We start from the raw sequence: 15,607 nt of genomic DNA on the forward strand, positions 1-15,607 counted from the left end.
CGGCGGTGGCCCCAGCCGCGCGTACGTACTCGATCCACGCGGGGCGCTGAACCGCGGACGGCCTGTCCGACCGCGTCTCGAACAGAGGCGACCCTCAACGCGCCCGGCGGATCACGTGCCCTTAGGGTGACCGCTCATGACCACGAACACCCAGCCCACCCCGTCCTTCGCCGTGCACATCCCCGACGCCGAGCTCGAACCGGAGCCCCTGGACCCGGCCCAGATCGTCTCCGGCGACCCGGTCGTGACCGGCAAGGTGTTGTGGGAGTCGGCTGATGGCAAGCAGCTGCGCGGTATCTGGCAGATCACGCCCGGCGTGGTGACCGACACGGAGGCGAACGAGCTCTTCGTCGTCGTCAGCGGCCGCGCCACGATCGAGGTCGAGGGCGGCGATGTCATCGAGGTGGGACCCGGCGACGCGGCGATCCTGCGCGAGGGCGACCGCACCACCTGGACCGTGCACGAGACGCTCCGCAAGGCGTACCACATCAGCCTCTGAGGCCCCGGGAGTCGCTGAGGGGCTCCTCCGGACGTCAGAGGCCTTTCACGACCTCTGATCCCCGCGAGCGCCGACCCCGCGTGAACAGCGCCAGCCCACTCAGCGGCACCAGCAGACATGCCGCGACGAGGTTCAGCCACCCGTAGCTCGCCCGCGCGACCACGAGACCGGCGGCCGCTCCACCGAGACCGGCTGCCGTGCTCATGGTCAGGTCGGACAGCCCCTGCGCGGCGGCCCGCGCCGCCTGGGGCACGGAGTCCGTCAGGAGCGCCGAGCCCGACACCATCCCGGACGACCAGCCCAGGCCCAGTACGAAGAGCCCCACGGCGATCTGTCCGTGGCTGCCGCCCGCCGTCCCGGCGAGCAGCGCCGCACAGGCCAGCAGCCCCACCGCGAGCCCGATCCCGGAGAGCCGGCCGAGCCGGTCCGAGAGCCGCCCCATGAGGGGCGAGAACGCGTACATGCCCGCGATGTGACCACTGATCACCAGCCCGATCAGATCGATGCTCGCCCCGTGGTGTCCGAGGTCCACGGGGGTCATCGACATGATCGAGACCATCGCGGTGTGCGAGACGGCCACGGTCACGAGCGCCAGCTTGGCCCGCGGTGAGGCCCTGACGGCCGCCAGACCGGCTCGCAGCGTACGAGCGTCGGCCGACTGTTCCTCGATCGGCGCGAGCGCCCTGGCGGTCAGCAGCGGATCGGGACGCAACAGTACGGTCACCAGCAGCGCCGACACCAGAAACACCCCGGCCGCCCACAGGAACGGCCCCGCCTCCTCGGGAATCCCGAGTCCGGAGACGCTGCGTCCGGCGGGCGCGGCGATGTTGGGCCCCAGTACCGCTCCGATCGTGGTGGCCCACACCACGTTCGAGATGGCCCGGGCGCGCCGCCCGGGCTCGGCCAGATCGGCGGCCGCGAACCGCGCCTGCAGATTCGCCGACGAGGCCGCGCCGAAGCCCGCCATGCCGAGCAGCAGCAGCGGAAAGCTCCCGACGCTCGCGGCGACCACCACGACACCCGCACCCAACGCGCCGATGAGATACGCCAGCACGAGCCCCGGCCGACGACCGCGCGCGTTCATCAGCGCGGCCAGCGGTACCGAGAGCACCGCCGTACCGGTGACGGTCGCGGTGGGCGCGAGCCCGGACAGCGACTCGGTGCCACTGACCTGCTTGGCCAGCACGGAGGCGAGCGCGATGCCCGTGGCGACCCCGAGCCCGCCGAGGATCTGACTGGCGATCAGTACAGCGGTGATACGGCGCCGCAGCGCCGGTATCGCGTCCGTGTCGAGGGTGAGGGCGTCCTGCCGCTCGACGGAGGTCACGGCGAACACTCGGAGGCAGCGGAACAGGACGGGGCGGAACAGGGTCTGGTCACCGGCGCAGTTTCCCAGCTCATACCTCAGTACGAACAACGGTTATCGGGTGTATGCGCGCGGGCTACCGCCCAGGTCGATACGCCCCGTCCGGCTCACCGAGGAGCCATCCGAACAGCGGCGCTCACCGAAGAGCCGTCAGAACCGCGATGTTCACGGGAGAGCCGTCAGAACAGCGGCTCCGGAAGCACGCCCTCCAGAGCGAGCAGCTTCCGCTTGGTCTCCAGGCCACCCCCGAACCCGCCGATACCGCCGTCGCTCTCGACCACCCGATGGCACGGCACGACGACCGGCAGCGGATTCGAGCCCATGGCCACCCCCACGGCCTGTGCCGCGCCCGGCTGGCCGACCCGCCCGGCCAGGTCGCCGTAACCCACGACCGAGCCGTAGGGAACGCCGGACGCCAGCTCACGGAGCACCTGGCGGTTGAACCCGGAGATCAGCGACCAGTCCAGCGGCAGCTCGAAGTCGCGCCGCTCGCCCGCGAAGTACGCCACGACCTGACGTATCGCCTCGGCCAGCAGGGGTGACCCGGGTGCCTCGAGGGGCTCGGTGCCCAGTCGGGACGCGAGCCGGTCGAGCGCCTTGTCGCGCACCGCGTCCGTGGCGTGGAACACGACGTTCACCAGGCCGTCGTGCGTCGCCGCCAGCAGCAGCGGACCGATGTCCGTGCCGACGACGGTCCACACGACCTGCTGCTCGTTCTGCCCATGGCTGTCCATGCGACCCACCGTACGGCGCGCCACTGACAACGCCCGTGGCGCGGACGACGGCATAGGTCCGCACCACGGGCGAGGGGACGCGCGGTACTAGTGCAGAGCCCTCTGGATCACGTCGGGCACATTGGTGATGATGCCGTCCACCCCGAAGCCCGCCACGTGCCGGGTGGTGTCCGCGTCGTTGACGGTCCAGGCGAAGACCTTCATCGGACTGCCGTGCGGTCCGTCGAACCCGTGGACCGCGGAGACGTAGCCGGACGAGAGAGCGGTGTGATCCGAGTTGATCTGATCGGCGAACTGGGCGTAGTCGGGCAGCTGCGCGATCGACGGCCTGCCCAGGAAGGCCGTCTTGATGCCGGGGCGCAGATCGTGGACCGTTCGCACGCTGTCCGCGCTGAAGCTCTGGACGATCAGGCTGCTCTTCAGGTGCGCCGGGTCGAGCCAGCCCTCGTTGCTCAGGAGCTTGAGGGTCTGCCGCTCGATGCCCGGATAGAGCTCGGGGTTCTTGACCTCAAGGACGAGCTTCTGGTGGTTGTGCGAGACGCGGTTCATGTACTGCTTCAGCGTCGGCACGCGCACGCCCGCGTACCGGGAGCTGAACCAGCTCCCGGCGTCCAGGCGGGCGATCTCCGCGGCGGTGAAGTCCTTGACCTTCCAGGGAGACCGGTGCGGATAGACCTGCTCGACGTTGGTCGTACGCGCCAGCGTGGCGTCGTGGAGGACCACGAGTTCACCGTCCTTGGTGCGCTGGACGTCGTTCTCGACCCATGGGAATCCCATCGCTGCCGCCTTGTCGATGGAGGCCAGGGTGTTCTCGGGCGCGTAGGCGGAGGCGCCGCGGTGGGAGACGATCACGGGACCGGCGCTCTGGGACCCGGCCCGGGCGTGCGGACTCGGCAGTATCAGAACGGCGCCCCCTAGAAGCGCGGTGGTCGTGGCGGCGGCAACGCGCGCGTGCATGCATTCTCCTCACGTCGGGCGATCACGGACAGCACAAGAGTGACAGCAGAGGGTCAACGAAGGAGGGGTGTGAGATGGCTGCGGATTGAAAGGAGTTGTCCAAGTCCGCTCACTGGCACCTCACAAGTGGGGCGAGGTCGTGATTCTTTGCCGGAAAATCGTTCGACCATTCCGGTGGGAGTCATACTCTCTGCCTCGACCCTGTCCGCTCTCGCGGTCCTGAGGGTGGGGGCATTTCAGGAATTTTCAGGAGCAACAGGGCGGGAAGGGCAGCCGCACATGCAGGGCACGGTCGACGGCTTCACTTACGGACTCGTCACACCGCTGGTGGCATACCTCATGGCCTGCCTGGGCGGAGCGCTGGGTCTGCGCTGCACCACCAGATCGATGCTCGTCGCCCGCTCCTGGCGCGGCGGCTGGCTCGCCCTCGGCTCGGCGGCGATCGGCTCGGGCATATGGACCATGCACTTCATCGCGATGATGGGGTTCACGGTCAAAGAGACCCCCGTCCACTACGACAAACCGACGACGTTCGCGAGCCTGGGCGTTGCCATCGTGATGGTCGGCATCGGGATCTTCATCGTCGGCTACAAGGGCGCCACCGGAACGGCGCTCTTCACTGGGGGCACCATCACCGGTCTGGGTGTCGCCTCGATGCACTACCTGGGCATGGCCGGCATGCGCCTCAACGGGAAGCTCGAATACAACACCCTGACCGTCTCCGCCTCGGTCGTCATAGCCGTCGTCGCCGCCACCGCCGCCCTGTGGGCGGCGGGACAAGTGCGGGGATTCCTCTGGAGCGTGGGCGCCAGTCTCGTCATGGGGCTCGCCGTCAGCGGTATGCACTACGTGGGCATGGCCGCCCTCAGCGTCCATCTGCACGGCTCGACCAGCACTCCCTCGGGGGACTCGCCCGCCGCCCTGCTCGCGCCCATGATGATCGGCCCGCTGGCCTTTCTGTGTCTGGCGGGCGTGGTCGTGATGTTCGACCCGCTGATGGTCATGGGCAAGCCCGACTGGACGCCCGTGGAGAACAGGCCGGGCATCCCGGCGCACCCCGCCGTCCCGCACCCCGGCCGCCGTCCCGCGCCCCGCCGCGGGCAGGACCGCGGACACCGGAGCTCCCGCACCCCGCAGAGCTGGTGATCCGGCCCCGTTGTCAGTGCGGGGTCGTACGGTGGATTCCATGCGGCCCGTATCCAAGATCGAACGTTCGGTGGCGCCCTTCGAGGTCGTCAGCTCCTACCAGCCGAGTGGTGACCAGCCCACGGCCATCGCCGAGCTGGAGAAGCGCGTCCGTGCAGGTGAGAAGGATGTCGTCCTGCTGGGCGCGACCGGCACCGGCAAGTCCGCCACCACAGCGTGGATGATCGAGAAGCTCCAGCGCCCCACCCTGGTGATGGCCCCGAACAAGACCCTGGCCGCCCAGCTGGCGAACGAATTCCGCGAGCTGCTGCCGAACAACGCGGTCGAGTACTTCGTCTCGTACTACGACTACTACCAGCCCGAGGCGTACGTCCCGCAGTCGGACACCTACATCGAGAAGGACTCCTCGATCAACGAGGAGGTGGAGCGACTGCGCCACTCCGCGACCAACTCGCTGCTGACCCGCCGCGACGTCGTCGTGGTCGCCTCCGTCTCCTGCATCTACGGCCTCGGCACGCCGCAGGAGTACGTGGACCGGATGGTCCCGCTCAAGGTCGGCGACGAGATCGACCGCGACGACCTGCTGCGCCGCTTCGTCGACATCCAGTACACGCGCAACGACATGGCGTTCGCACGAGGCACCTTCCGGGTCCGCGGCGACACCATCGAGATCTTCCCGGTCTACGAAGAGCTGGCCGTCCGCATCGAGATGTTCGGCGACGAGATCGAGGCCCTCTCCACGCTGCACCCGCTCACCGGCGAGGTCATCAGCGACGACAACCAGATCTATGTGTTCCCGGCCTCCCACTACGTGGCGGGCCCCGAGCGCATGGAGCGCGCCGTCAACGACATCGAGAAGGAGCTGGGGGAGCGCCTCACCGAGCTGGAGAAGCAGGGCAAGCTCCTGGAGGCCCAGCGCCTGCGCATGCGCACGACGTACGACATCGAGATGCTCCGCCAGATCGGTTCCTGCTCCGGCGTGGAGAACTACTCGATGCACTTCGACGGCCGCGAACCCGGCTCCCCGCCGAACACGCTGATCGACTACTTCCCGGACGACTTCCTGCTCGTCATCGACGAGTCGCACGTCACGGTTCCCCAGATCGGCGCGATGTACGAGGGCGACGCCTCCCGCAAGCGCACCCTTGTCGACCACGGCTTCCGGCTGCCCTCCGCCCTCGACAACCGCCCCCTGAAGTGGGAGGAGTTCCAGGAGCGCATCGGCCAGACCGTGTACCTGTCGGCGACTCCGGGCAAGTACGAGCTCTCCCGCGGGGACGGCTTCGTCGAGCAGATCATCCGTCCCACCGGCCTCATCGACCCCGAGGTCGTCGTCAAGCCCACCGAGGGCCAGATCGACGACCTGGTGCACGAGATCCGCAAGCGCACCGAGAAGGACGAGCGCGTCCTGGTCACCACGCTCACCAAGAAGATGGCCGAGGACCTCACCGACTACTTCCTGGAGCTCGGGATCCAGGTGCGCTATCTGCACAGCGACGTCGACACCCTGCGCCGCGTCGAGCTGCTGCGCGAACTGCGCGCGGGCGAGTTCGACGTCCTGGTCGGCATCAACCTCCTCCGCGAAGGCCTCGACCTGCCCGAGGTCTCCCTGGTGTCGATCCTCGACGCCGACAAGGAAGGGTTCCTGCGCTCGGGCACCTCGCTGATTCAGACCATCGGCCGCGCGGCGCGCAATGTCTCCGGCCAGGTCCACATGTACGCCGACAAGATCACCCCGGCGATGGAGAAGGCCATCGAAGAGACCAACCGCCGCCGGGAGAAGCAGGTCGCGTACAACACGGAGCGGGGCATCGACCCGCAGCCCCTCCGCAAGAAGATCAACGACATCGTCGCGCAGATCGCCCGCGAGGACGTCGACACGGAGCAGCTGCTCGGCTCGGGCTACCGCAAGACGAAGGACGGTAAGGGCGCCAAGGCCCCGGTGCCCGCGCTCGGCGGCAAGGCGGCCAAGTCCGCCAAGGGCAAGGCCAAGGAGACGGTGCCGACCGACCGCCCCGCGGCCGAACTCGCCGGGCAGATCGAGGAGATGACGGAGCGGATGCGCGCTGCCGCGGCCGATCTCCAGTTCGAGATCGCGGCCCGGCTGCGTGACGAGGTGTCCGAGATGAAGAAGGAGCTGCGCCAGATGAAGGAGGCGGGTATGGCCTGACGTCCTCGCGGGCCCTGCCGGACCTCGGCATATGCGCGCTGTGTTGCAAGACCGACACAAAGCGCGCCCCAGGGTTCGGCACTGTCAGTGGTGCTGCGTAGGGTTCTGGTCATCCGCGGACTCCGCGGCAACAGGGGACAGTTCGAGAGGGGAACAGCGCGTGACGGTCAACATGACCAAGGGTCAGGCCATCAGTCTGCAGAAGAACGACGGGGGCACCCTGACCGCGGTGCGCATGGGGCTCGGCTGGCAGGCCGCCCCCCGGCGCGGCCTGTTCGGCTCGCGCACCCGGGAGATCGACCTCGACGCCTCCGCCGTGCTGTTCGCGGACAAGCAGCCCGTCGACGTGGTGTTCTTCCGCCACCTCGTCAGCGACGACGGCTCGGTACGGCACACGGGTGACAACCTGGTCGGCGGCGTGGGCCAGGGCGGCGACGACGAGGCGATCCTCGTCGACCTGCAGCGCCTCCCGGTCCACATCGACCAGATCGTCTTCACCGTGAACTCCTTCACGGGCCAGACCTTCCAGGAAGTGCAGAACGCGTTCTGCCGTCTGATCGACGAGACCAACGGCCAGGAGCTGGCGCGCTACACGCTGGACGGTGGGGGCAACTACACCGCCCAGATCATGGCGAAGGTGCACCGCGCGGGCACGGGCTGGCAGATGACCGCCCTCGGCACGCCGGCCAACGGCCGCACGTTCCAGGACCTGATGCCCGCGATCCTGCCGCATCTGTAGGCAGCGCGGCGCGCACAGCACGAAGCGACATAGGGGGACAAGGCGATGACGGCCGAGCTGGTCCGGGGGCAGAACCATCCGCTCTCCCAGGTCCGTCTTGAGGTCCGTGTTTCGGCCGGCAAGCCGATCGTGGCCGGGGCCACGCTCAGCGATGAGCAGGGCAAGGTCCGCGGCGTCGAGTGGGTGGCCCACCCGGGCGCGCCCACCCTGCCCGGACTCGAGGTCTCCAAGCAGGCGGCGGCCGACCACCGCCTCGCGTTCGATCTGGACGCCCTGCCGGAGACCGTGCACCGGGTCAGTGTGCTGCTCGCGCTGCCGTCCGGGGTCGGGAGCCCGGTCCGGTTCGGCTCCGTCGCCGCCCCCTTCATCGCGGTCACCGGCCTCGACGGCTCCGAGGTCGCCAGCTACACCATCACAGGGCTGGACGCCGAGTCGGCCGTCGTCGCCCTGGAGCTCTACCGCAGGCAGGGCGCCTGGAAGGTCCGCGCGGTCGGCCAGGGGTACGCGGGTGGTCTCGCCGAACTCCTCACCGACCAGGGCCTGCCCGAGGCCCAGCAACTCGCGGGCAGCATCAACGAGGCGGTGGCCCAGGGCCTGGCCCGCTCGGTGGCCGCACCCCCGCCGCGCACGCCCGACGGGGACCGCTCACGACAGGCGGCCACCTCGGCGCCGGGACCGGACCAGCCCTACGGCGGACCACAGGGCGCCCCGGGGGCCGTACCGCCGCAGCAGTCCCCGTACGACGTGCCGAGTCCGCAAGGGGCCACAGCGCCGCAGACCGGCTACCCGGGCGGCTCCGCGCAGCCCGATCCCTCGGCCGTCACCCAGCCGTCCACTCCCGCCGGTGGCGGGATCGACTACAGCCATCCCGGCCGGCAGACCGGGGCCCCGCCCCCGCCCCCGCCGACCGCACCACCCGCTCAGCCCGGGCAGCCCGCCCAGCCCGTCGCGGGCGACGCGACCGGCTGGTCCATGGAGGAACGGCTCTACAACCAGGTGTGGGGCATGTTCGAGGACCTGGCCCGCACCACCGCCGCGTACCGCAGCGCCGTCGACTTCGCCGACTCGCGGATGGAGCAGGAGCTCGACAAGGTCCTGTCCGACCCACGCAGCAGGATCGGCGGACAGGGCGACGCCGCACGCGATGCGGCCCGGGCCAAGCACGCCGATCTGGTCGACCAGGCCCGCGCGGCCCTCGACCGGGACCTCGCACAGCTCACCGCCGAGGCCGAGGTGGTCGAGCCCGCGCTGCCCCCGGCGTTCGCACGCTGGGACAACCCGGTCTGGCACGGCTACCGGGTGCCGATGGAGATCCCCATGGCGCTGCGCCTGGGCGACCTCTGTCTGCCCGAGAGCGAGGGCCTGAGCATCCCGATGCTGGTCCGGCTGCCGCTGGAGCGCGGCCTGTGGATCGACAGCGGGCGGGCCACCCTCGACGATTCACTCGCTGACTCCGACGAGCTGCGCCGCCTCGCCATGGACACGGCGGTGGCGCATGCCGCACGGCTGCTCGCCGTCTATCCCGCGGGCGAGTTCATGGTGCACGTCATCGACCCGGCCGGCTCAGGAGCCTCGTCCCTCGTGCCACTGGTGCAGTCCGGAGCGCTCGACGGCGCGCCCGCGGCCGGTGCCACGGGTGTGGCCGACGTCCTGGACAGACTCACCCAGCGCGTCGACCTGGTACAGATGGCGGTGCGCGGCGGAGCGGCCGACTCGCTTCCACCGGGCTTCGACACCGCCGAGCAACTGCTGATCGTCAACGACTTTCCGCACGGCTTCGACGACCGCGCTGTGACCCAGCTGCGCTATCTCGCGGACGAGGGGCCGGCCGTCGGCGTCCATCTGATGATGGTGGCCGACCGGGAGGACGCCTCCGCCTACGGACCGCTGCTCGACCCGCTGTGGCGCTCGCTGCTGCGCATCACCCCGGTGCCCGACGACCACCTCGCCGACCCATGGGTCGGGCATGCCTGGACGTTTGAGCCCGCGCTCGTTCCGCCGGGCAGCCAGGTGCTCCAGCAGGTGCTCGCACAGGTGGCGGCGGCCCGTCGTCCCTGGAATCGCTGACCTCGGCAAGGTCCTGTCAGGGGCTTGCGTCAAGCATCAGTAAAGCGCTCTGACCAGGGGATTTGGTTCTTCTTTTACCGACCGCTTTACCTTTCCTTGGTGGTTCGGGTACTCTTTTCCACACGGAGGGGAGTACTCCCTACCTGCTGCGGCGTACCCGTCAATACGGATCAGGCCAGATCCCGGGGCGTCGGCCCGTGAATGTCACGGGTGGAAGAGACCTCCGGTAGCGACGACGCTGAAATCTGCCGTTACGTACTGCCGGAGGCGCAGTGGATGTTTCCGTGACCCTTTGGGTCCTGACAATCGTGGGCCTCGCCGCCCTGATCGCGGTCGACTTCTTCATCGGCCGCAAGCCGCACGACGTATCCATCAAGGAAGCCGGAATCTGGACCATCGTCTGGATCGCCCTGGCCGGACTGTTCGGACTCGGACTGCTCATGTTCTCCGGCGGTGAGCCCGCCGGAGAGTTCTTCGCTGGCTTCATCACCGAGAAGTCCCTGAGCGTCGACAACCTCTTCGTCTTCGTCCTGATCATGGCGAAGTTCGCGGTGCCCTCGCAGTACCAGCAGCGGGTGCTCCTCGTCGGTGTGCTCATAGCCCTCGTCCTGCGCACGATATTCATCGCCGCGGGTGCCGCGATCATCGCGAGCTTCGCGTGGGTCTTCTACATCTTCGGCGCGTTCCTCATCTACACCGCCTGGAAGCTGATCCAGGAGGCCCGTGCCGACGACGAGGACGAGGAGTTCGAGGAGAACAAGCTGCTCAAGGCCGCCGAGCGACGCTTCGGCGTGGCCGACCGGTACCACGGCACCAGGCTGTGGATCGAGCAGAACGGCAAGCGCGTCATGACGCCGATGCTGGTCGTGATGCTGGCGATCGGCACCACCGACGTGCTCTTCGCGCTCGACTCGATCCCCGCGATCTTCGGTCTGACCCAGGACCCCTACATCGTCTTCACGGCCAACGCGTTCGCGCTGATGGGTCTGCGACAGCTGTACTTCCTCATCGGCGGCCTGCTCAGGAAGCTGGTCCACCTCAGCTACGGCCTGTCGGTCATCCTCGGCTTCATCGGCATCAAGCTGGTGCTGCACGCGCTGCACGAGTCCGGCGTGCATGTCCCCGAGATCTCCATCCCGGTCTCGCTCGGCGTGATCTGCGGCGTCCTGGTGGTCACCACGATCACCAGCCTGGTCGCCTCCAAGAAGCAGGCGGCGCTCGAAGAGGTCAAGAGCGCTCCGAAGGACAGCGTCGACGTCTGACCACGACGGACGTAGGAACAACCATCCCCGGGAGCGGTGCGCGGCGAATTGCCGACCACCGCTCCCGGTGCTTGCTTGGATTCTGCGCGTTCCCGGCCCGGGGGCGCCCCGGGCCGGGTGGAGGTACCCATGAAGTTCGTGCAGATCGTCGAGTTCGAGACCGAGCGCATCGAGGAGATGCAGAAGCTGGCCGAGGATGCCGACAAGCGCATGGCCGGCCGCAGCGGCGGCCCCACGCACCGCCTCGTCCTGCACGACCGCAACAAGCCCAACCACTACCTCGTGGTGATCGAATTCGATTCGTACGAGGACGCCATGCGCAATAGCAACGACCCCGAGACGACGAAGATGGCGGAGCGGATGGCCACGCTGTGTACCCGGCCACCGTCCTTCACCGACTGCGACGTACGGGAGATGACCGAGCTGAAGTAGTACGCCGGTGACCGAACGGGTTCCTTCGACGCGGTAGCGGAGCGGGCCCCGCGCCACCGGAGTGCGGGGCCCGTGTACGCCTGCGACGATCGCAGCATGATCGTTCGGCTCCGGTCACTCGTGACGCAGTGGACGTTCGTCGTACCCGTGGTCGCGGTGGTCCTGCTGGCCTTCACCTGGGGACGTGACCTGCCGGGTGCGGTCGTCGTGCTGGTGACCCTGGTCCTTGCCGGGGCCGTGCTGGCCGCCGTCCATCACGCCGAGGTCGTCGCGCACCGGGTCGGCGAACCCTTCGGCTCACTCGTCCTCGCCGTCGCCGTCACGATCATCGAGGTCGCGCTGATCGTCACCCTGATGGCGGACGGCGGCGACAAGAGCTCGACCCTGGCCCGCGACACGGTGTTCGCAGCCGTGATGATCACGTGCAACGGCATCGTCGGGCTGTGTCTGCTGGTCGCCTCACTGCGTCACGGGCTGGCCGTCTTCAACGCGGAGGGAACCGGCGCCGCCCTCGCGACCGTCGCGACGCTCGCCACGCTCAGCCTGGTCTTCCCGACGTTCACCACCAGCAAGCCGGGCCCGGAGTTCTCCACCGCCCAGCTCACCTTCGCCGCGCTCGCCTCGCTGGTCCTGTACGGCCTCTTCGTGACGACCCAGACCGTGCGGCACCGGGACTACTTCCTGCCGATCACCAGGCAGGGCGAGGTGATCGACGCGGACGACCACGCCGGCGCCCCGTCCGGCCGCGAAGCCGGGATCAGCCTGGGGCTGCTCGGCCTGGCTCTCGTCGGAGTGGTCGGCCTCGCCAAGGGCGTGTCGCCCACCATCGAGTCCGGGGTCGAGGCGGCCGGCATGCCGCACTCCGTGGTCGGTGTGATCATCGCGCTGCTCGTCCTCCTTCCCGAGACCATCGCCGCGCTGCGGTCGGCCCGCCGTGACCGGGTGCAGACCAGCCTGAACCTCGCCCTCGGCTCCGCGATGGCCAGCATCGGACTGACGATCCCCGCTGTCGCCCTGGCGACCATCTGGCTCTCCGGGCCACTCGTCCTCGGCCTCGGCTCCACCCAGATGGTGCTGCTCGCGCTGACCGTGGTGGTGAGCTCCCTGACGGTGGTTCCCGGGCGCGCGACCCCCCTCCAGGGAGGCGTCCACCTGGTTATCTTCGCGGCCTATCTGGAACTGGCGATCAACCCTTGACGGGGGTCGACCGACAAGGGCGTGGTCTTGTCACTCCGTCGCCGGTACGACCGCCAGCCGCGGCACCGGCCGGGTCTCCGGCAGCAGCACGAAGCACCCCAGACTGAGCAGCGCGATCCCGGTCAGATACGCGGCCACGCCCCACGGGACGCGCTCTCCGCTCGCCACCGCCGTCGCCACGATCGGCGTGAGCGCACCCCCAAGGACGCCGCCCAGGTTGTAGCCCACCGCGGCGCCCGTGCAGCGCACCCTGGGCTCGTACAACTCCGGCAGATACGCGGCGATCACAGCGAACATCGTGACGAACGCGAGCAGCGCCACCAGGAAACCGAGGAACATCAGCAGGGGTTCGCCAGTCGAAAGCAGCGCGACCATCGGGAACATCCAGAGCGCGGCGCCCGCGCAGCCCGCGATGCACAGCGGCCGCCGTCCGTAACGGTCGCCCAGCAGGGCCACCAGGGGCGTCAGGGAGCCCTTCACCACTACGGCGGCCATGATGCAGGCCAGCATGACGGTACGGCTCACACCGAGCCGTTCGACGCCGTAGGCGAGCGCCCAGGTCGTCACCGCGTAGAACACGGCGTAGCCGACGGCGAGGCCGCCGGCCGTCAGCAGCACGAGCCGCCAGTGGTCGCGCACCACCTCGGCGAGCGGCACACGCGCGTGGTCCCGCATTTCCAGAAACCGCGGGCTCTCCGCGAGCGAGCCGCGCAGCCACAGCCCCGCCACGGCGAGCACCCCCGCCGCCCAGAACGGCACCCGCCACCCCCACGCCGCGAACTGCGCGTCGGACAGTGTCGCCGACAGCACCAGCATCACGCCGTTGGCCAGTACGAACCCCAGCGAAGGACCGATCTGCGGGAAGCTCGACCACAGCCCGCGCCGCTCGGCAGGCGCGTGCTCCGCGGTCAGCAGCACCGCCCCGCCCCACTCCCCACCGAGCCCGAGGCCCTGCAGAAAACGCAGCACAAGAAGGAGCACGGGAGCGGACACGCCGATCCGGTCGTACGTCGGTACGAAGCCGACGGCGACGGTAGCCGCACCGGTCAGCAGCAGCGAGGCGACCATGACCGGCCGCCGCCCGCGCCGGTCCCCGATGTGCCCGAACAGCACCGATCCGAGCGGGCGTGCGACGAACCCGACGCCGAACGTCGCGAAGGCCGCCAACGTCCCCGCCAGCGGTGAGAACGTCGGGAAGAACAGCGGGCCGAGTACCAGTGCGGCCGCGGTCCCGTAGACGAAGAAGTCGTAGAACTCGATGGCCGTCCCGGCAAGCGAGGCGGCCGCGAGCCGGAGCATGGAGGGCGCCCTTACGGTGCGTACGTCGTGCATGCCGCGTCAACTACCCACGGTGATCGGCGGTTACGGGGGGCGCGCGGGAGTGTGGTGTGGGTCAATAGGTGACCGCGATGCGCCGGGCGGGTCCGTCGACACGAATCGCGCCCCCATAGGGGATGACGATTTGGGGGTCGGTGTGTCCGAGGTCCACGTCGAAGACGATCGTGGTGTCGGGCGCGTAGGCACGCATGGCGCGGAGCACGGCCTCCCGCTGCTCGGCGGCGTAACGAGCACCCTCCTCCGGGCTGTTGGGGCGCTCGAAGGACCACGTCCTGGCGCGGCCCATCAGCAGCGCGGAGAAGCGCTGGAGCAGTCCGCGCTCACCCATGTTCCGCAGCGTGCGGAAGACCTCGGGGGCGCTCGGCATCTCCTCCGAGGTCTCCAGGAACAGCACCCCGCCGTCGTACTCGGTGAGGTCGTGGGAGATCTCGCGGTCGGCCATCAGCAGCCAGCCAAGGATCTCCAGGCAGCCGCCCCAACTTCGGCCCTCGACCACCCGGTCGGCGTTCACCCAGGTCCATCCGGCGCCGGGCCGGGTCTCCGGCTCCGCGTCGAAGGTCGCCGGATCCGCCCAGTCGCGGCTGACGTCATTCCAGCGCTCGGCGGGCCTGAGCTCGTACTCGCCGGAGGTGAAGAGCGCCGCCCTGAGGGATTCGGCGGTGTGCGGGTTCATGGCAACCGGGCGGCCCAGCTCGCACATCACCGACGCACCGTGGTAGCCGACGATTCCGGCGTTGCGGAGATACGCCAGCAGGTTGGTGTTGTCGCTCATCCCGAAGAACGGCTTCGGATTCGCCCGGATCAACTCCCGGTCCAGCAGCGGCAGCACGGTGATCTGGTCCTCGCCGCCGATCGACGCGATGACCGCCCTGATCGTCGGATCGGCGAACGCCGCGTGGATGTCGTCGGCCCGTTCCTGCGGGGTCGAGCCCATTTTCCGGGTCGCCGGATACTCCACCGGTTCGAGGTCGTACTCCTTGCGCAGCCGCTCCAGGCCCAGCTCGTACGGGAGTGGGAGGATCCCCGCCAGTCCTGAGGACGGCGAGATCACGGCTATCCGGTCGCCGGGGGAGGGCTTGGGAGGGTACGAAGGCGTCGTCATGACGGGAGGGTACGGGCCGTCACCACTCCGGTGCACCGTGATAAACCGGGTCTGAGCAGCGGTCCTCCACGGACCGGCAGACCTGAAGGACTGGAGGAACCGTGCCCCGCACCCTCGCCAACGCCCCGATCATGATCCTCAATGGGCCCAACCTGAACCTCCTCGGGCAGCGCCAGCCGGAGATCTACGGTTCGGACACGCTCGCGGACGTAGAGGCACTGTGCGCCAAGGCGGCGGCCGCGCACGGCGGCACGGTGGACTTCCGGCAGTCCAACCACGAGGGCGAACTGGTGGAGTGGATCCACGAAGCACGTCTGAACCACGCCGGAATCGTGATCAACCCGGCCGCCTACTCGCACACTTCTGTCGCGATCCTGGATGCGCTCAACACCTGTGACGGCCTTCCTGTGGTGGAGGTCCACATCTCCAACATCCACCAGCGCGAGGAGTTCAGGCACCACTCGTACGTCTCGCTCCGCGCCGACGGGGTCATCGCGGGCTGCGGTGTGCAGGGGTACGCGTTCGCGGTGGAGCGGGTCGCGGCGCTGGCGGGGACGGGGCAGGCGGAGGCCTGACGGAGGGGGAGCGGACGGGCTGA

General features: G+C 69.2%; 14 protein-coding genes. 9 read left to right on the forward strand and 5 right to left on the reverse strand.

Annotated features, from left to right (window positions below; genetic code table 11):
- Nucleotides 1–136: 136 nt before the first annotated feature.
- Complete coding sequence (locus OIC96_RS36235; RefSeq protein ID WP_330303786.1) at nucleotides 137–499, forward strand: cupin domain-containing protein; 363 nt, start codon at nucleotides 137–139, stop codon at nucleotides 497–499.
- A gap of 34 nt (nucleotides 500–533) precedes the next feature.
- Here the strand turns inward: OIC96_RS36235 and OIC96_RS36240 are convergent, their stop codons facing one another.
- From OIC96_RS36240 to OIC96_RS36250, 3 genes are all read right to left on the reverse strand, one after another.
- The gene (locus OIC96_RS36240; protein ID WP_330303785.1) at nucleotides 534–1,826 is read right to left on the reverse strand and encodes an MFS transporter; all 1,293 of its coding nucleotides are present in this window, start codon (nucleotides 1,824–1,826) and stop codon (nucleotides 534–536) included.
- A gap of 218 nt (nucleotides 1,827–2,044) precedes the next feature.
- On the reverse strand, nucleotides 2,045–2,599 hold the full coding sequence (locus OIC96_RS36245) for a methylated-DNA--[protein]-cysteine S-methyltransferase (RefSeq protein ID WP_330303784.1): 555 nt from the start codon (nucleotides 2,597–2,599) through the stop codon (nucleotides 2,045–2,047).
- A gap of 87 nt (nucleotides 2,600–2,686) precedes the next feature.
- Nucleotides 2,687–3,556: a glycerophosphodiester phosphodiesterase gene (locus OIC96_RS36250; protein WP_330303783.1), complete on the reverse strand. Its 870-nt coding sequence runs from the start codon at nucleotides 3,554–3,556 to the stop codon at nucleotides 2,687–2,689.
- A gap of 279 nt (nucleotides 3,557–3,835) precedes the next feature.
- Between OIC96_RS36250 and OIC96_RS36255 the strand changes: the two genes are divergently transcribed.
- The 7 genes from OIC96_RS36255 to OIC96_RS36285 all read left to right on the forward strand — a co-directional run bounded on the left by OIC96_RS36255 (nucleotide 3,836) and on the right by OIC96_RS36285 (nucleotide 12,569).
- Nucleotides 3,836–4,702, forward strand: a complete 867-nt coding sequence (locus OIC96_RS36255) for an MHYT domain-containing protein (protein ID WP_330303782.1) — start codon at nucleotides 3,836–3,838, stop codon at nucleotides 4,700–4,702.
- A gap of 40 nt (nucleotides 4,703–4,742) precedes the next feature.
- Nucleotides 4,743–6,872 (forward strand): excinuclease ABC subunit UvrB, encoded by a 2,130-nt coding sequence (uvrB, locus tag OIC96_RS36260; protein ID WP_330303781.1) that lies wholly within the window; start codon nucleotides 4,743–4,745, stop codon nucleotides 6,870–6,872.
- Between the two features lie 160 nt (nucleotides 6,873–7,032).
- Nucleotides 7,033–7,611, forward strand: a complete 579-nt coding sequence (locus OIC96_RS36265) for a TerD family protein (protein WP_327427888.1) — start codon at nucleotides 7,033–7,035, stop codon at nucleotides 7,609–7,611.
- 45 nt (nucleotides 7,612–7,656) lie between these two features.
- The gene (locus OIC96_RS36270; RefSeq protein WP_330303780.1) at nucleotides 7,657–9,678 is read left to right on the forward strand and encodes a TerD family protein; all 2,022 of its coding nucleotides are present in this window, start codon (nucleotides 7,657–7,659) and stop codon (nucleotides 9,676–9,678) included.
- 272 nt (nucleotides 9,679–9,950) lie between these two features.
- Nucleotides 9,951–10,940: a TerC/Alx family metal homeostasis membrane protein gene (locus tag OIC96_RS36275; protein ID WP_327427886.1), complete on the forward strand. Its 990-nt coding sequence runs from the start codon at nucleotides 9,951–9,953 to the stop codon at nucleotides 10,938–10,940.
- A gap of 129 nt (nucleotides 10,941–11,069) precedes the next feature.
- A complete protein-coding gene (locus OIC96_RS36280) occupies nucleotides 11,070–11,372 on the forward strand; it encodes a hypothetical protein (RefSeq protein WP_330303779.1) in 303 nt (100 codons plus the stop codon).
- 96 nt (nucleotides 11,373–11,468) lie between these two features.
- Complete coding sequence (locus OIC96_RS36285; RefSeq protein ID WP_330303778.1) at nucleotides 11,469–12,569, forward strand: calcium:proton antiporter; 1,101 nt, start codon at nucleotides 11,469–11,471, stop codon at nucleotides 12,567–12,569.
- A gap of 30 nt (nucleotides 12,570–12,599) precedes the next feature.
- Here the strand turns inward: OIC96_RS36285 and OIC96_RS36290 are convergent, their stop codons facing one another.
- On the reverse strand, nucleotides 12,600–13,901 hold the full coding sequence (locus tag OIC96_RS36290) for an MFS transporter (protein ID WP_330303777.1): 1,302 nt from the start codon (nucleotides 13,899–13,901) through the stop codon (nucleotides 12,600–12,602).
- Nucleotides 13,902–13,962: 61 nt separating this feature from the next.
- Nucleotides 13,963–15,009 carry a S66 family peptidase gene (locus tag OIC96_RS36295; protein ID WP_330303776.1) on the reverse strand — a complete coding sequence of 349 codons (1,047 nt, stop codon included), beginning with the start codon at nucleotides 15,007–15,009 and terminating at the stop codon, nucleotides 13,963–13,965.
- Nucleotides 15,010–15,110: 101 nt separating this feature from the next.
- On the opposite strand from OIC96_RS36295, the gene aroQ reads away from it, so the two are divergent.
- Complete coding sequence (gene aroQ / locus OIC96_RS36300; RefSeq protein ID WP_330303775.1) at nucleotides 15,111–15,584, forward strand: type II 3-dehydroquinate dehydratase; 474 nt, start codon at nucleotides 15,111–15,113, stop codon at nucleotides 15,582–15,584.
- Nucleotides 15,585–15,607 lie beyond the last annotated feature (23 nt).

The organism is Streptomyces sp. NBC_00775 (genome assembly GCF_036347135.1).
Classification (GTDB): domain Bacteria; phylum Actinomycetota; class Actinomycetes; order Streptomycetales; family Streptomycetaceae; genus Streptomyces; species Streptomyces lutosisoli.

Bases quoted from the DNA above. Each gene is read 5' to 3' on its own strand.
- OIC96_RS36235 (WP_330303786.1), top strand. From the start codon at position 137: ATGACCACGAACACCCAGCCCACCCCGTCCTTCGCCGTGCACATCCCC.
- OIC96_RS36245 (WP_330303784.1), bottom strand. From the start codon at position 2,599: ATGGACAGCCATGGGCAGAACGAGCAGCAGGTCGTGTGGACCGTCGTC.
- OIC96_RS36250 (WP_330303783.1), bottom strand. From the start codon at position 3,556: ATGCACGCGCGCGTTGCCGCCGCCACGACCACCGCGCTTCTAGGGGGC.
- OIC96_RS36255 (WP_330303782.1), top strand. From the start codon at position 3,836: ATGCAGGGCACGGTCGACGGCTTCACTTACGGACTCGTCACACCGCTG.
- uvrB (WP_330303781.1), top strand. From the start codon at position 4,743: ATGCGGCCCGTATCCAAGATCGAACGTTCGGTGGCGCCCTTCGAGGTC.
- OIC96_RS36270 (WP_330303780.1), top strand. From the start codon at position 7,657: ATGACGGCCGAGCTGGTCCGGGGGCAGAACCATCCGCTCTCCCAGGTC.
- OIC96_RS36280 (WP_330303779.1), top strand. From the start codon at position 11,070: ATGAAGTTCGTGCAGATCGTCGAGTTCGAGACCGAGCGCATCGAGGAG.
- OIC96_RS36285 (WP_330303778.1), top strand. From the start codon at position 11,469: ATGATCGTTCGGCTCCGGTCACTCGTGACGCAGTGGACGTTCGTCGTA.
- OIC96_RS36290 (WP_330303777.1), bottom strand. From the start codon at position 13,901: ATGCACGACGTACGCACCGTAAGGGCGCCCTCCATGCTCCGGCTCGCG.
- OIC96_RS36295 (WP_330303776.1), bottom strand. From the start codon at position 15,009: ATGACGACGCCTTCGTACCCTCCCAAGCCCTCCCCCGGCGACCGGATA.